Origin of the sequence: Bacillus sp. EKM208B (assembly GCF_011800725.1) — a bacterium.
Lineage (GTDB): Bacteria > Bacillota > Bacilli > Bacillales > Bacillaceae > Bacillus > Bacillus velezensis.
This window is the reverse complement of the sequence record NZ_JAANHO010000004.1, coordinates 373582-390602: the sequence shown is the minus strand read 5'-3', so window position 1 is coordinate 390602 and position 17021 is coordinate 373582. Positions and strand designations below refer to the sequence as shown.

General features: G+C 43.3%; 3 protein-coding genes. All 3 read left to right on the top strand.

Features of this window, described 5'->3' with window-relative positions:
* Positions 1-26 precede the first annotated feature (26 nt).
* Genes G9F75_RS09810 through G9F75_RS09800 form a run of 3 tightly spaced genes read left to right on the top strand, consistent with a single transcriptional unit; the run spans position 27 to position 17019 of the window.
* Positions 27-5738, top strand: coding sequence for a type I polyketide synthase (locus G9F75_RS09810; RefSeq protein WP_167409076.1), 5712 nt, complete (start codon positions 27-29; stop codon positions 5736-5738).
* On the top strand, positions 5738-13120 hold the full coding sequence (locus tag G9F75_RS09805) for an SDR family NAD(P)-dependent oxidoreductase (protein ID WP_167409088.1): 7383 nt from the start codon (positions 5738-5740) through the stop codon (positions 13118-13120). The genes G9F75_RS09810 and G9F75_RS09805 overlap by 1 nt, the downstream gene beginning before the upstream one ends.
* Positions 13121-13170: 50 nt before the next feature.
* A complete protein-coding gene (locus G9F75_RS09800; protein ID WP_167409075.1) occupies positions 13171-17019 on the top strand; it encodes an alpha/beta fold hydrolase in 3849 nt (1282 codons plus the stop codon).
* Positions 17020-17021 lie beyond the last annotated feature (2 nt).

The window sequence follows — 17021 nt, the reverse complement described above, 5'->3', positions numbered from 1 at the left end:
AAAAGAAAAGAAAAGGAATGAGACAGGTGGCCAGTAATCAAAACTATCAGTTCACATTAACAATTAAACATACGGACTATATTGTCAGGGATCACCGGGTGCATGGCACCCGGATTATACCCGGTGTCACATTTTTAGATATGATATACCGTATGGCGCTGAGCAAAGGTTTGCCTATTGAAGAACTCGAGTGTCAGAATATTTTGTATTTGGAACCTGTAGCAACATCGGATACCTTTGACAGAGAAATCCGCATCCGTTTTCAGGGATTGGAACAGGGATGGGAAATTCAGGCGAAGAGCAGAAAAGTAAAAGATGACCGCATTCTGGATGAAAGCTGGGATGAGAATATGAACTGCAGGCTCATGCCGAAAATCCCGGAAAGCATGAGTTCAATCAATATTGATGAAATCAAACATGCCTCCGTCCGTGAAGCCGATTTGGAGATATGTTATGACTATTTAAAAAAGGTCGATATAGAGCATTTTGAATTTATGAAGAGTCTGGGGAAGGTTTATGCGTCTGACCATTCTGTACTTGCAGAGTTGACGCTCAGCCAAATTGCCAATCAATATACCGGCTATTTTCAATTGCATCCCACTTTTCTTGATGCGTCTACCATCATATCGATCCTTTATCAGGCATGTCCCGAATATTTTACACAAGGATCTCCGGCAAGCCGGATGAAAACGTATATTCCCATTCATATTGAATCTTTCCGTATGACGAAGCGCCTGGAAGACAGGTGTTATGTGTACATAGAGAAGCAAGACCAAAATCATGATTCAGGGGATGTCATCCAAGTAAGTTACGGTTTGTACGATGCACACGGGGAGATGATCGCTTATTTTACGCGGCTGTCTGTGAAACATATCCGCTCAAAAGATTTAATTGAAAACCTGAAGCAGACTCGTTTGGAAACTGAAGCGGCTTCTCAGCCAAAAGACAGCCTGATCAGAAAAGATTCAATCATAAATCGAAGCGAAAGCATCGAGACACACCTTAAAGAATTAATATCCGGGGTTTCAAATATAGATCTGCGTGACATAAGGACAGACATTGGTTTTTATGAACAGGGCCTGGATTCAGCTTCTTTGCTTGCCATTGTCAAAGAACTTGAAAACAAAACAGGGGAACAGCTGTATCCTACACTCCTGTTTGAGCAGAAAACGATCCGGGAACTCGCCGCGTATATTAGAGAAAATCAAAAAATGTCCAGTTATTTCTTAACGCGAAATCAACCGGCTGAAAAGCCTGACATGAAAGAAAGTAAGAACGAAAATCGTTCCGCTCTTATAACAGAAGGAGACATTCAGCAGCTGATCGCAGATATCAAAGGGACTGCCCCTGAAACACTCTCTGTTGTAAAAGGTTTTTATGAACAAGGTCTCGATTCCGTAACACTTATGCAAGCCGTAAAGGCATTGGAAGAGAAAACAGGCAGGGAACTGTACCCTACTTTATTGTTTGAGTATCCGACGATTCAAAAACTTGCAAACTATTTTGCAGAGAGCGGCGAAAAGACTTTCGTTGAAAAAGACCGCCCTCTTCATCATGGAGAGAATCATACGGCTCTGACCTATTTAACGCCGTATTGGAGACAAAAGACGGCCGCTTGGGACCCGCATTGCGGAAATAAAAAGAAAAGAACATGTCTGCTGTTTCAATATGACAGAGAGCTTTTTCATTTTATGCGGGAAAATGCTGAAGATGGATTCGAAAATACACAGATCATTCTCGTTTTATCAGGGAATCGTTTCTCCTATCACGGAGACGGTGTTTATGAGATAGATCACAGGGAGGAAGCTCACTTTGACAGGCTTGCAGCTGATCTGAAAAAAAGGGGGCAAATGCCCGACATCGTGGTTTACGGGTGGCCGGAAGGGTCATTTGCCGGCCCGGAAAAAATAAGTGAACAGCTTTCTAAGGGGGCTTACCCGCTATTCTTTTTCAGCCGGGCATTGATGCGCAGCAAGGCGGAAAAAAAGGTTGTATCGCTTTTCCTTTATCCGGCGGATCATAAAAATGATCAGCCGCTTTATGCTTCAGTCCATGGCGCAGGGCAGTCTATTTTGCTTGAGAACCCGAAACTGGCCCTTAAGACAATCGGGATATCAGTTTCAGACAAGTCATCGTTGCCGGAACTTACAGCTGAAATCATCAGAGTCGAATCTACAGAAGCGCATCCGGGAGAAACCGATCTTTATTATGAAGGAAATGTGCGCTGGGTCCGAGCCTTACGGGAAGCGGAACCGTCTCAAAACTCAGGTTTCTCCTTTAAAGAAAACGGAGTATACATGATTACAGGAGGGGCCGGCGGCTTAGGCCTTATATTTGCAGAACATATCGCAGCCCAAACGAAAGCCAATATTATTTTAGCGGGCCGTTCTGAACTTACGGAAGACAAAAAGAACAAAATCAGCCGAATGAAAGCAGGCGGTTCTTCGGTTCAATATATAAGAGGTGACTTTTCAGATAGCCGCGATGCAGAGCGAATCATAAAAACCATTAAAAGGCAATTCGGAGAAATCAACGGTGTGATACACAGTGCCGGTGTGACGCACGACGCTTTATTGATTCAAAAATCAAAAGATGAAATTCAGGAAGTGATCGCTCCGAAAATAAATGGGACGGTCTTATTGGACAGCTTGCTGCAAACCGAACCTTTGGACTTCTTTGTGATGTTTTCATCAAGCAGCTCGATGTACGGGAATATCGGACAGACGGATTACGCATTGGCCAACCGGTTCATTGATCTTTTCGCTGAGTGGCGTGAAGGAATGAGGCGGAAAAAAGAACGCTCCGGCGTCTCAGTAGCCATCGGCTGGCCGCTATGGGAAGACGGCGGCATGAAAGTGGATAAACAAACTGAAAAATGGATGAAACAAAAAATCGGTATGGTTCCCCTTAGTAAAACCAATGGGATCAAAGCTTTTCAAGATTCACTCTCTCTGAACGCATCACAGCTGATCGTGTTTGAAGGTGACAAAGAAAAATTGAAATCTGCACTTCAAGATACCTTCATGGAGGATGAAAGTCGTGAGATCCAAATAAATGAAACAGCTGATACAAGGCATGAGGACATTGCCATTATCGGATTAAGCGGAAAGTATCCGATGGCTGAAGACTTACCTGAATTTTGGGAGAATTTAAAGAGCGGAAAAGATTGTATTACAGAAGTCCCGCCTGACCGCTGGAATATGGATGATTTCTTCAGCGAAGACAGAGATATGAAAGGGAAGTCTTACAGCAAGTGGGGAGGTTTTATCAGCGGAGCCGATCAATTTGATCCGCTTTTCTTTCATATTTCCCCAAGGGAAGCAGAACTTATGGATCCCCAGGAAAGGCTCTTTTTAGAAACGGCCAAAAATTGTTTTGAAGACTCAGGGTACCCGAGAAACATGCTGGAAAAGATGAAAGTCGGTGTATTTGTCGGTGCAATGTGGGGCCAATATCAACTATTTGAAGGGGAAGAAAATGGAGTGGCTTTCTCGCCGGCTTCCGTCTATTCTTCAATAGCCAATCGGGTGTCTTATTATTTTCATTTAAAAGGTCCGAGTTTGGCTCTGGATACAATGTGCTCTTCATCACTGACCTCTATTCATTATGCATGCCAAAGCATACATTGCGGAGAGAGCGATATGGCATTAGCCGGCGGAGTGAATTTGTCAATACATCCGAATAAATATAAGTTCCTCAGTATGGGACAGTTTCTATCAAGTGACGGCAGATGCCGGAGTTTTGGAAAAGACGGAAGCGGTTATGTTCCCGGTGAGGGAGTCGGAGCCGTATTGTTAAAACCATTGAAAAAAGCAATAGAAGATCAAGATCAAATATATGGCGTGATTAAGGGAAGCGCCGTTAACCATGGAGGAAAGGCGAGCGGGTATTCCATACCGAATCCGGATGCGCAGGCGGAGGTCATTTCAGAAGCGCTTCGTAAAGCTGACATTGATCCGAACACCGTCAATTATATTGAAGCGCATGGAACAGGGACGTCATTAGGCGATCCGATTGAAATTCAAGGACTGAAAGATTCCTATCAATTGAACCATCCTTGCGCCATCGGTTCGGTGAAATCAAATATCGGACATTTAGAATCTGCGGCAGGAATCGCTGCGGTAACGAAAGTGCTTCTCCAAATGAAGAATAAGCAGCTTGTTCCTTCTCTGCATTCCGATATTGTTAATCCGTTTATAGATTTTGATCAGGTTCCTTTTCAAGTGCAGCGGAAAGCGGCTGAATGGAATATTCCGCAAAACAGCAATGCTGTACATCCTTTGAGAGCCGGGGTAAGCGCTTTTGGGGCAGGAGGGACAAACGCGCATCTTATATTGGAAGCGTATGAGCCGCCAAAAGCTTTTGATCATCAAAGCGGCCGAGTGATCTTTGTTTTATCGGCTCAAGACAAACAACGGCTGATAAAATATGCAAAGGTTATGGCTGATTTTCTATCAGAAAATGAATCGAAGGATAACAATCATAAACTGCGTCTTCAGGATATTGCCTATACACTTCAGACGGGACGAGATCATATGGAAGAACGGCTGGCGATAGTGGCAGATTCCGGGCAGGTCATTGCTGAAGAGCTTTCAGCTTATATCAGGGGTGAAAAAAGCAGCTTGAGCTATACCGGTCATACATTCGAATCAGAAGTTCACAATGAAATGCCTCACGTTTGTTCAAATTACGCCGAAGCAGCATCCAAATGGGTAAATGGAAGAAAGATAGATTGGGAGACTTTTGAGGTGAATCGGAATGCTCGCAGGATTTCTATTCCGGGACAACCGCTGATCAAACAGCGGTATTGGATAGCGGAAAAAGGGGACGCACTTGCTTCAGCGGATGTGAGTAAGCCGGGTCACCCTTTCTTGGGGAGTAACACGTCCGATTTTAATCAGTTCAGTTTCACGAAAAAAATCAGCCGTAATCATCCGTTTGCACTAAGTCTGTCTGAAGGAAACGTGTCCTTTTTCCCTTATGCATCTTTGGCTGAAATGGCTATCGTCAATGCAGCGGAGGCATTTGGACAACCAGTTCATACATTAACTGATTTATTGTGGACCGAAAGCATGAACGGAATGACTGATATACGGGAACTGATGATTACGCTGACGCCTGAGCGCGGCTTTGCGCGATTTGAGATATATGCAAACACAAAAAATGAGAATAAAGTACGTCTTGCCAGGGGAAATGCGCATATTGTTAAGCCTGAAAGCGGTATGCTTCCTGAAGCGCTTGATATTGCTGAAGTCAAATCAGAAATGACTGAACATCCGGCTGAAGCGCCTTTTGTCATTGAAGCAGCGAAAAACAGTGACGGAATGCTGTCGCTTCATTCATTGCCGGATGAGCTTTATGCAAAAAGAGAGAATTTTACGATCTCTCCTGAAGCGCTTGAGTCCGCGATTCAAGCCAGTGCGTTTTTTGTCAGCGGAGAAACCTTCCCGGAATTGATCGGAATGGGAGCGGCGGATGTCTATCAGCCTCTCGCTCAAAATTTTTATGTCTATACTCAAAAAGAGAACCGGCAGAACAGCCGTGATGTAACGTGTCATATGACATTTACAGATGGAAACGGAAGCATTCTGGCAGAGTGCAGAGATGTGAGATTCAGGTATGGTCATGAAAAAGACACTGTTCAGACGGACGATGAACTCATTCGTCTCCTGCGTCAATTGGAAACCAATGATATTGATCAGAAGGCTGTATTGAAACAATTAATGGGGGAAGAATGATGAACGGAAAACGTGAACAAATCAGCGATATTCTTGATCTGATTCAAACAGGACAAATGTCGGCTGACGAAGGCTATGCCCGTGTGACATCCATTCAGAATCAAAAATCACGGGCATCGAACCATCCGCTTTTTTATTACAAGCCGGAATGGGCAGAATCGTTCATTCCGAATAAGAAGAGCGTACCCTTGACGGGATTGCTCCTGATTTTTGCAGAAAATGAACGGCAAATACAAGAATTGAGCGGTTTGTTTAAGGGCTGTACTCTCTTGTTTGTCATCCGCGGAAAAGAATTTGCTGTTTTACATGATGATACGATTTGTATGAACCACGTGAAAAAAGACGATTATCTAAAGCTGTTCCGATACATTCATGATCATTATCAGCTGCCCGAAAAGATTCTTCACTTGTGGTCTGATTCTCAGGCTGACATGAGTAAAGGAGGTATACAGAAACAATTGGAAAACGGATTGTTTTCTCTTCTGTATATTACACAGGCGCTGATTGAACTAAAATGGAAAAAGATAATAAAGCTGACGCATATTTTTCAAACTGAGAATAAAGAACAACTGCCGCTGCATCATGCGCTCGGCGGATTGGTGAAAACCGTTCACCAGGAACACCCCAATTTTCACTATCAGATTATCAATATCACGCAATCAGAGGGTGCGGGAGCCGCTCTTCCAGCAATAGCGGACATATATCAGAGAGAGTGTGACGAAAAACGGGATATCCATTTTGAAGTGCGCTATGAAAACGGCAGACGTTTTACGAAAAGCTATAATAAAGCCGGCTCATTCGATTTAACCCAGCCGCTGAAACATCATGGGAATTATCTGATTACAGGAGGCCTGGGCGGTCTCGGTTATATTCTGGCAAAACATCTGTCGGAAAAATGGAAAGCGAATCTCATATTAACGGGGCGCTCTGATTTAACTGAAGAGCAGGAGAAAAAGATCGAATATTTAAGAAGTTCAGGTTCAACAGTTGAATATATCCGATCTGATGTTTCAAAACAAAGTGATGCTGAACGGATATTTGCTTTTGCAAAAGAGCAGTTCGGCACCTTACATGGAGTATTTCACAGTGCCGGCGTACTCCGTGACTCTTTTATCTTAAGAAAGACAAAAGAAGAAATTGATCAAGTCACAGGTTCGAAAGTTTATGGCACGCTGTGGCTGGCGGAAGAAATTAAAAAAATGAAAGTTGAATTACTTGTCTTGTTTTCATCCACATCGGCAGTCTTCGGCTCAGCCGGCCAATGTGACTATGCTTTCGCCAATGCCTTTCTGGATCAGTATGCAGCAGTTATGACCGCGACAGAGTCTGCCGAAAGGGTAGTGTCAGTCAATTGGCCGCTATGGACTTCCGGCGGGATGAATATTGACGATGAAGGAGTATCCTACATGAAACAGGAACTCGGTCTTGACCCGTTAGATGACAGTGACGGAATACAGGCTCTGGAGAACAGCTTGTGTCAATCATCTGAACAGCTGATTGCCCTGAAAGGCCGTAAAGAAAAGATTGAGGATGTGCTGAAGCGTGCCGGCACAATCAGCTTTCATTCAGAGCAGCAGGAAGATGCTGATTTGCAAAACGATGAATTAAGACAAAATATAATCAGTTATCTGAAAAATATAATGTCAGAGGAATTGAAATTACCGGCCTCACTCATAGATGAAAAACAATATCTGGAGAAATACGGCATTGATTCAGTGATGATCATGCGTCTGACCAAAAAGCTGGAGCAAAGTATCGGCAGATTGTCGAAAACATTATTTTTTGAATATCATTCAATATCGCAGTTAGCCGAATATTTCCTGAGTCATCACAGCGAACGAATGATGAAACTGCTGAACCCGGCCGGCACATCTGAACTTGTTTCATATCAAAAAAAGCCAAAAAGAAAACCAGTGGAAACAAAAGCGCCGGTACGCTCTGAAGGAGAAGATTCAAAAGAGCACATTGCGGCCGACCCCCTTTCTGCTGATATAGCGATTATCGGTGTCAGCGGCAGATACCCGGGTGCGGAAAACATCAGGGAGTTCCAGAATGTGCTGATGAATGGACGGGATTGCGTAAGCGAAATTCCTGATGACCGGAAGGAAATGCTGGAGGGAAGCTGCTATAAGTGGGGAGGTTTTCTGAAAAATCCAGACCGGTTTGATCCTTTATTTTTCCGGATATCACCGAAAGAAGCGGCTTTTCTTGATCCTCAGGAACGCCTCTTTTTAGAGACAGTGTACAATACCATAGAGGATGCGGGTTATAAACCTTCAGATCTGACCCGCAAAAAGGTCGGAGTATTTGCAGGCGTCACATATGGAAGCTATCAATTTTTCGGCGTTGAAGAATCACTTAAAGGAAATGAACTGGCCGTCGGGTCTCCATTTTCTGCAATAGCAAACAGAATATCATATTTCTTTAACTTTAAGGGGCCGAGTATGGCGGTTGATACAATGTGTTCATCCTCTCTTAACGCCATTCACTTAGCCTGTGAAAGTATACGAAGAGGAGAAAGCACCCTTGCTGTTGCGGGCGGGGTCAATCTTACGCTTCATCCGAATAAATATACATTATTAAATCAAAGCCGCTTCTTTGCAAGTGATGGCCGGTGCCGTACATTCGGCGAGGGCGGTGACGGTTATGTACCGGGAGAAGGAGTGGGATCCGTACTTTTAAAGCCGGCGGCGGAAGCGGTAAGGGACGGAGATCATATTTATGCGCTGATTAAAGCGACAGCGGTCAATCACGGAGGGAGAACAAACGGTTTTACGGTTCCTAATCCAAATGGTCAGTCTGAACTGATACAGGACGCGCTTCAGAAAGCTTGTATTGACCCTCGTACAATTAGTTATATTGAAGCTCACGGAACGGGAACTTCTCTGGGAGACCCGATTGAGATCACCGGATTAACAAAAGCGTTTCGGGAATTTACGGAGCACACTCAATATTGTTCAATCGGTTCTGTCAAATCAAATATCGGCCATCTTGAGGCCGCAGCGGGAATTGCCGGTTTGACAAAGGTTCTTTTGCAAATGAAACTGAAAAAACTGTTTCCCTCCATACATGCGGAGACGTTGAATCCAAATATTGATTTTAAAGCATCTCCCTTTTATGTACAGCGGTCATTGCAAGACTGGAAGAAACCGAAACTGCAGGAAAACGGAAAAACAGTAACTGTTCCGAGAAGAGCGGGGATCAGCTCATTCGGAGCCGGAGGAACGAATGTTCATATCATTATAGAAGAATATGAAGAAACAAACGTCTCAACAGAACATGTTGAGAACGAACCGCATATTGTCCTGTTATCTGCCAAAGACAATGAACGTCTTCTTGAGTATGCCGAAAACATGAAAGATTTTATTCAACGTTCACTAAGTCCTGAAGTAAAGGATAAACAGCCTGATATGAAAGAAAAGGTGAATGAAGTACTCAAACCGTTTGTTTCGGAATTGCTTCATATCCATCCGGAAGAAATTAATATTGCTGATCACCTGAGTGAATTTGGCGTAGGGCCTTTGGAATTAAGCCGGATGGCGGATTTTATTAACGAAATGTTTCATATTGAACTCACGATGTATGAATTAACTGATTGCGCCTCCATTCAAGCGGTTACTGAATACTTATTGAAGGAATATGCCGGAGCGATAAGAAACATGTTCCCGAATGAAGTGATGGAAGCCGGCCAATCGGAAAGCGTCTTTTTACGGGATCTGGCATACACTACACAATCGGGCAGAGAAGCGATGGAGGCCAGAGCGGCGATTACCGGTACCTCTCTTAAAGAAATTAAGGATAAATTATTTGAGTTTTGCCGCGGTGACAAGCAAGTTCCAGGCGTATATGTTAATCAGCAATCAGCAGATGCATTTGCTGAAAAAATGAAGGCGTTAACGGAAGGCAGAGCAGGTGAATTGTTTGTAAAGACCATTATTGAGAACGGTGAAGAGGAAAAGCTGGCTCAATTATGGGTTTGGGGGGCGGATATCGACTGGAAATCTGTTCATCAACATTTACAGCAGCCGGGTAAACGGATCTCAATTCCGACTTATCCGTTTGCGAAAGAACGTTATTGGGTTCCGTCCAGGACTGAGAAGGCAGAGATCCCTCAGCATTCTTTTCAACATCATTTGCAAAAAAAATGGAGGGAGAATCCTTTTGTAAATCCATCCGAAACAAAAGAGTACGGACTGACAGTAGCATTTGTAAATCAAGACACAGAATCAATTGCCCGCACCATTTGTTCGGATATAGATCAGGAGAATCTGATTGTCATAAAACATCACTCTTCATTTATAAAACACTCTGATCAAATGTTTGAGTGTTCTTTATTAGATGAAAACCACGCATACGACGTTATCCGTGAGATCTTCTCGGGCGGTGAGCGGCAGGTCGAAAATATATTTGATTTCTCAGATGTCGGAAACCAGAGTGACAATCAGAACGGCATCCCATATGGTAAATTCTTATTTATACAAGAAATAATTAAGCGGAGTAAAAAGGAAACACCATTATCCATTTTACAAATCACCAATGGCTTGCAGGTATTTAAAGCGGAAAAACCAAAGCTGACGGGGGCGGAATCAGCGGCTTTTCTGAAAGCCCTTTCTGCGGAATACGGCTTTGTTCATGTGAAAACAATAGATATAGACAGCATGAAAGAAACGCATGAGCTGAAACAAATCTTTGAGAATGAAAGGGCGCAATGTACCGGAGAGAATGAAGTATGCTACCGCAGCGGCGTCAGATATGTTCCGTATTTTGAAGAAGAAAGAATCCATACCGGCGGGCCTGTTTCATTTCCTGCGGATAAAGCCATCGTGATTACCGGCGGGACAGGGGGTATTGGCAGAGCAATAGCTGAAGATTTGGTGAAACGGGGAGTGAAAAAACTCGTGCTGACGGGGACGCGTCCATTACCTTTGCGAAGTGAATGGGATCATTTGCTGAAAGAGGGCAGACAGGGCGAAAAGACAGTCAGCAATATCAAACTGTTTCAAAGTTTTGAAGAGAAAGGTGTCAACTATCTGTATTACAGCGGTTCTCTCACAAATGAAGAGAGGCTGCGTTCATTCTTTCACCAAGTAAGCATTGAATTTAAAGATATAAGCGGTGTCATACACTGTGCCGGACTGCACAGCGGCGGAAATCCGGCCTTTATTCATAAAAGAATGAGTGAATTTAAGACGGTGTACGGCCCGAAAGTCACTGGACTTCAGAATTTGGAGCGGATTTTTAATAATAGGCCGCTGGATTTCTTTATTCTATTTTCATCAATTGCTGCACAGTCACCCAAACTGTCGAAAGGAATGACTGATTACGCGTCTGCAAACGCATATATGGACTATTTCGCGGCTTATCATTTTCAAAAGGGGAGAACGTATTTCACGTCCATCAATTGGCCGAGCTGGAAAGAAGTCGGAATGGGTACTGTGACGAGTCCTTTATATGATGAATTGGGATTGGACTCTCTTTCCACACGGGAAGGACTGGCGATTTTGTATCATGCACTGGAGAGAAAATCGGCCAATATCATTCCTATCGTGAAAAAAGGAACAGTGTTTCATGCAGACAGTCTCCTGAATATCAATAAAACCGGCAAGGCTTCATTTCCAGTGCGAAGACAGGAGACTCCCGACACTTTTGATCATTCAGAAGGGCTTGTCAGTGAACTTTCTGCCGTATTTGCCGAGGAATTGAGCATTCCCCTTGAAAAGCTTAACCCAAATACGGATTTTCAGGAATACGGTGTGGATTCTATACTACTTGTCAGCATTATACATCGTATAGAAGCAATGATTCAGAAAAAAATTGACCCTACTGTGCTTCTTGAACACAACACGATTCATGGTCTTGCGGAATATATCGGTAAGACGGCGCCGCCGTTGAAAAAACAAATCGAACAGACTGATTCTCAAAGCAGCAATCAGCATGATATGCAGTCTGTGACGAGCCGAAATACAGAACCGCAGACGGCTTCCTCTGCAAAGATAGCTGTTATCGGAATCGGATGTAAGTTCCCTGGAGCGGCTGATAAAGAGGAATTTTGGGACAATCTGAGAAAAGGGAAGAATCATATTAAAGAAGTACCTGATTCCCGGTGGAATATAGAAGAAAATTACTCTCCGGTGCAGCAAAAGGGAAAAAGCATCAGCAAATGGGGAGGATTTATCAATGGAATCGGCAGCTTTGATCCGGAGTATTTCCGCATGGAAGAGGAGAAAGCCATCCAAACGGACCCGCTGATAAGACATTTCTTAGAAACGAGTGTACAGACTGTACGGGATGCCGGTTATGAAGAAACAGAATTATCGGGAAAAAAAGTCGGCGTATTTGTCGGTTCCAGAATGGGCGGCTACGGTCACAAACTGCCGAAAGAAAGCAGCAGCCACATCGTCGGGCTTAGTCAAAACTTTATTGCTTCACATGTGTCGCATTTCTTTAATTTTCACGGTCCAAGCATGGTTTCTGATACCGCTTGTTCTTCTTCATTAGTCAGCATTCATTTAGCCTGCCAAAGCATAAAAAACGGTGATTCAGAGATGGCGCTGGCAGGAGGGGCGGATCTGCTTTTGGATGAAATTCCTTACCTGATGTTAACAGAAGGAGGAGCTCTTTCGCCGGACGGTCAGTGTTTTACTTTTGATGAAAGGGCAAACGGCTTTGTACCCGGAGAGGGTTTTGGCGCTGTTCTGTTAAAACCGCTCGAGAAAGCGAAAGCGGACGGAGATCGGATATACGGTATCATTGAAGCATCAGCTATTAATAACGACGGTGCGACAATGGGAATTACGACCCCGAATCCTAAGCTTCAAGAGCAGGTTATTCAAGATGCATTTGAAAAAGCCGATATCACTCCCGGATCAGTCAGCTACGTCGAAACTCACGGCACAGGTACGATGATTGGAGATCCGATTGAGCTACAGGCTCTGACAAAAGTATTCCGAAGAGACACAAACAAAACGCAATTTTGCGGAGTAGGAAGTGTAAAAACCAATATCGGACACTTATTAAGCGCTGCCGGAGCGGCAAGTTTCATTAAAGTGATTTTATCAATATGGCATAAGGAAATTCCGCCTACATTGAATTGTGAAACGCCAAATCCCCGCTTTGAATTTGAAAAGTCGCCTTTTTATCCGAATACAGAGCTGAGAAGCTGGAAGGATGGAAAACGGAGGGCGGGCATCAGCGCTTTCGGTTTTGGCGGAACAAACGCCCACCTTTTGGTAAGCGGCCTGGATGATTCATATCATGCCGTCAGAACTCCGCTGCCGCCTGCCGAGTTTGTCAGAAAAGAGTACTGGCCGGATTCAAATCGAAAAAAACAAATCAAACAGAATAAAAAACGGCTTCTTGAAATTATTGATGAAACAGAGTAGCACCTGCTCTGTTTCTTTACTTTGTAAAAGAAGAAAGGTTGTCGAGTTGCATGAGGTTCAGCGTATTAGTCAAACATGACGATTATATTGTTTCAGACCATGTCCTTCATCAAGTGCGTACGATACCCGGCGTAACGTATCTGGATTTAATAACACGATTTTTAGCTGAGAAAGGGATATCCCCCCGAAGTTTTGAAATCAAACATGTTTTATTCCGTGAACCTGTTGCGACGTCAGTCCATTTTGATAAAAAAGTCACCTTCCAGTTTACGGAACAAGAAAACGGCTGGCTTGTTGAAACAACAAGCAGGAAATGGGTCGCTGAAAAGGCGGAAGGTGAAGCGTCAGTCAACTTGCAGGCGGAAATCATAAGAAAAAATGCGATAAACGAAAAGACAATTTCAATCGAAGAATTAAAGAAAGGAGCCGTCCGGATTTCGGATGCTGAATCCGCCTATCGTAATTTGCGCAGGGGCGGCCTGATTCATAAAGATTTTATGAAATTGGAAGGTACGGTATATGAAGGTGAAAATTATATTCTGGGAGAGGTCAGTTTAAGCGGACTTTCAAAAGAATATACAGATGACTTTTACATGCATCCCGCATTTTTGGATGGGTCTCTCAGCTTGTTGGGAATCCTTACATCAGACTTGCCGGATGAAGGAACAAATGCGTTTATCCCTATATATATTGAGACATTCCGGGCACTGCATAAAACAACTGGGTCTTGTTTTGTGTATATTGATAAAAACAGTATAACGCAGCCGCCTTCTAAAGACATTTTATATGCGGACATAGAAGTATACAGGCCTGATGGAGAGCTCGCTTTTTATTATGAGCGATTCGGTGTGAAAAGAGTCAGAAATGAAAAATCAATACAAAGGCTGGAGCATTCCCAAAAAGCTAAAGAAGTCGGCAGCGCAATGAACAATAAAGAAATGATCAGAAATAATTTGATCCAAGAGATAGCCGGCATGATTGAAAAACCTGCTGAAACAGTGAAGAATGATATTTCCTTTTACGAGATGGGCTTGGATTCTAAACAATTATTAGACTTGTCCAAAAAATTAGAACTGATGTTAGATACAAAGCTGTACCCGACTTTATTATTTGATTACTCCACAATCGGTGAATTGACGGAATATCTGCAGGAGAAATACGGAGCTGACATTACAGACTCTATCTCTGATACAGTTTTGCACCAAGACAGTCAAAAAACATTAACAGATGAGCTGTCATCCATTATTGGAGAGGTTACAAACACACCGCCAAATAAAGCGGACAAACACCAATCTTTTTACGAACTGGGTCTTGACTCAAAACAGCTGCTGCATATATCGAAAATGCTCGAGGAAAGATTAGATACACAATTGTATCCGACATTGCTTTTTGATTATAACAATATTCATGATTTAGCGGTTTATTTAGAAGAAAAATATGATGTGCGTAATACACCGGCTGCAGCTTTTAAAGAAAAAACGCAAACGAAAGAGCCGTCTGAAAAGCCGATGCTTGAATCTTTGTATTTACAAAAAGAATGGATTGAGTCGCCATTAAAGTCCGGAGAAGTGTCTAAGGAAAATACTTTGATTTTCGATTTCGACAGTTCATTGAGTGATGAAATCCGCAACTACACTGGGAGTGAAAATGTTATTTATGCGGAAGCCGCCGCTGAATATGAAATGGTAAATGAAAAGCATTATAAATTTAACCCGGAGCAGTCTGCTCATTACACCAGACTGTTAGATGATATGAAAAAGTCCGGAGCGTTTCCGGCGTCAATCATTCATTACCTGTCAAAAAAAGCTTATACTGAAGCGGCGTTAGACCTGACTCACAGCTTTTATTCAATTCTTTATTTAAGTAAAGCTTTGATCCGTCAAAAAACAAAAGAAAACATCAACATTCTGTACGTACATGACAAGGATCAATATACAAATCCGGTTTACGCCGCGATTGGAGGCTTTTTTAAAACGCTGAATGCGGAGCAGCCGAATATAAAGTGTAAAACGGTTGAGATTTCTTCAAGACAAACCATTGAAAAAGCACCTTTGCTTCTCAATGAATTAAGTGCCGGACATCATCAGGCTGTGAAATATGACGGCGATCAAAAAAGGTGGGTGACAGCATATAGAGACGCTTCGCTGCAAACAGGACAAAAGGCCGCAAAGTTTGCAAAAAACGGGGTGTATCTCATCATCGGAGGGTTAAGCGGCATCGGCTGGATTATTTCAGCGTTTCTTTATGCAAATCACGGAGCCAGCGTTATCATTGCCGGGCGATCGAAAATGACAGCAGACATGGAAGAAAAATTAGACAGCATCCGATATGACGGGGCAAGCATTTCTTATATCCAGGCTGACATGTCAGATAAGCAGCAGGTCATCAAGTTAGCGGAAAAAATTCGTGCTGATTATTCCGAAATCAACGGGGTCATTTACAGTGCAGGCGTGTTAAAAGACTCTCTCATTATGAACAAAACAGACGCGGAAGCTCAAGCGGTGCTGCAATCAAAGGTCAATGGTGTGATTCATTTGGATGAAGCGCTCAGAGATATGCCTTTAGACTTTTTTGTTTTGTTTTCTTCCATCTCCTCAGAAATCGGAAGTCTGGGTCAAGCCGATTATGCCTACGCCAATCGTTTTCTGGAGCATTTTGCCGAGTGGAGGGAATGTATGAGAAAGGCGGGGGGAAGATCAGGAAAAACCATCGCTGTAAATTGGCCTTTCTGGAAAGACGGAGGCATGTCAGTTGATCCCGGCATCCAAGATATTATGAAAAGGGAGTACGGACTTCACCCATTAGAAAATACTGCCGGAATCAAAGCTTTTGAACACTCGCTTCTCGGCCAAGGCCACCAGCTGATCGTGTTATACGGAGAAAAAGAAAAAATACAAAACGATTTCAAGCCGTTATCCGCCCGTTCAGCACCGCCTCTGGTAAGAGATTCAGCGATTGCAGCCGATTTTGATGCTTCGTCAATCGTTACGGAAGCTGAAAGTCCTTTCCGGATACTCGGCACGGCTTCCAATCGTCATCTCGACGATTATTTGCATTATTGGAGCAGACTGAAGAAAGGAGCCCTTCAGCACAATCAAAGCGATGCCGCAAAAAAACTCATCGCTTTTTACCAGACAGAAGAAACGGAAACCGTTCATTTTCTGGCAAACACAGAAAATGCCCGGCATATGGAGATATTGATGAGCGGTAAGGGCGAAACAATTTTACTGATTTGCGGTTTTGCTACCACTGCTTACATGTGGAAAGAACAAATGAAAGAGTGGGCAGATCAATTTAATGTAATTGTCATACACACACCGGGTTACGGGCTGAGTGAGGGGAGCGCCGATTTTACACTGAGCGGGCTGGCTCAGACTTTTATCGAAGTGCTGAACGAGATAGGGGTTGCGTGGCCGATCCACATTGCGGCAGCTTCTTGGGGAGGCATGATAGGGCAGAGGATAGCCTATGAATACCCTGAAAAAGTAAAAACACTCATTCTTTCCGGAAGTTACACCGAATACGAAGAAGACCCTGAAAGCAGTGTCGAGGAAAAACTGAAAAATGATTTTATAGCTATAGGAAAATCGCATGAATATGAAAGTTTATACAGTAATCAATTTTTAAATGCTTCTATTGAACGTTTTATGAAGATACATCAACAAGAAGGCTATTCTACGATCGGCTTTTTAAAAGACATTCATACAAGAACGCTTATCCTTACGGGTGAGAAGGAAAGCGTAGTTGATCAGAAAGAAACAAAAAGGCTGCAGAAACTGCTGAGCAATGCAGAATTAAAGAAAATTAAGGGAGCGGGGCATCTTCCGAACATCACACATCCGGAAGAATTTAATAAAGCGGTGTCAGAATTCATCAAGAAATCGGTAAGTAAAGGATGAAA

Coding starts and splice junctions, on each gene's coding strand:
- G9F75_RS09805 (WP_167409088.1), top strand. CDS start 5,738: ATGAACGGAAAACGTGAACAAATCAGCGATATTCTTGATCTGATTCAA.
- G9F75_RS09800 (WP_167409075.1), top strand. CDS start 13,171: ATGAGGTTCAGCGTATTAGTCAAACATGACGATTATATTGTTTCAGAC.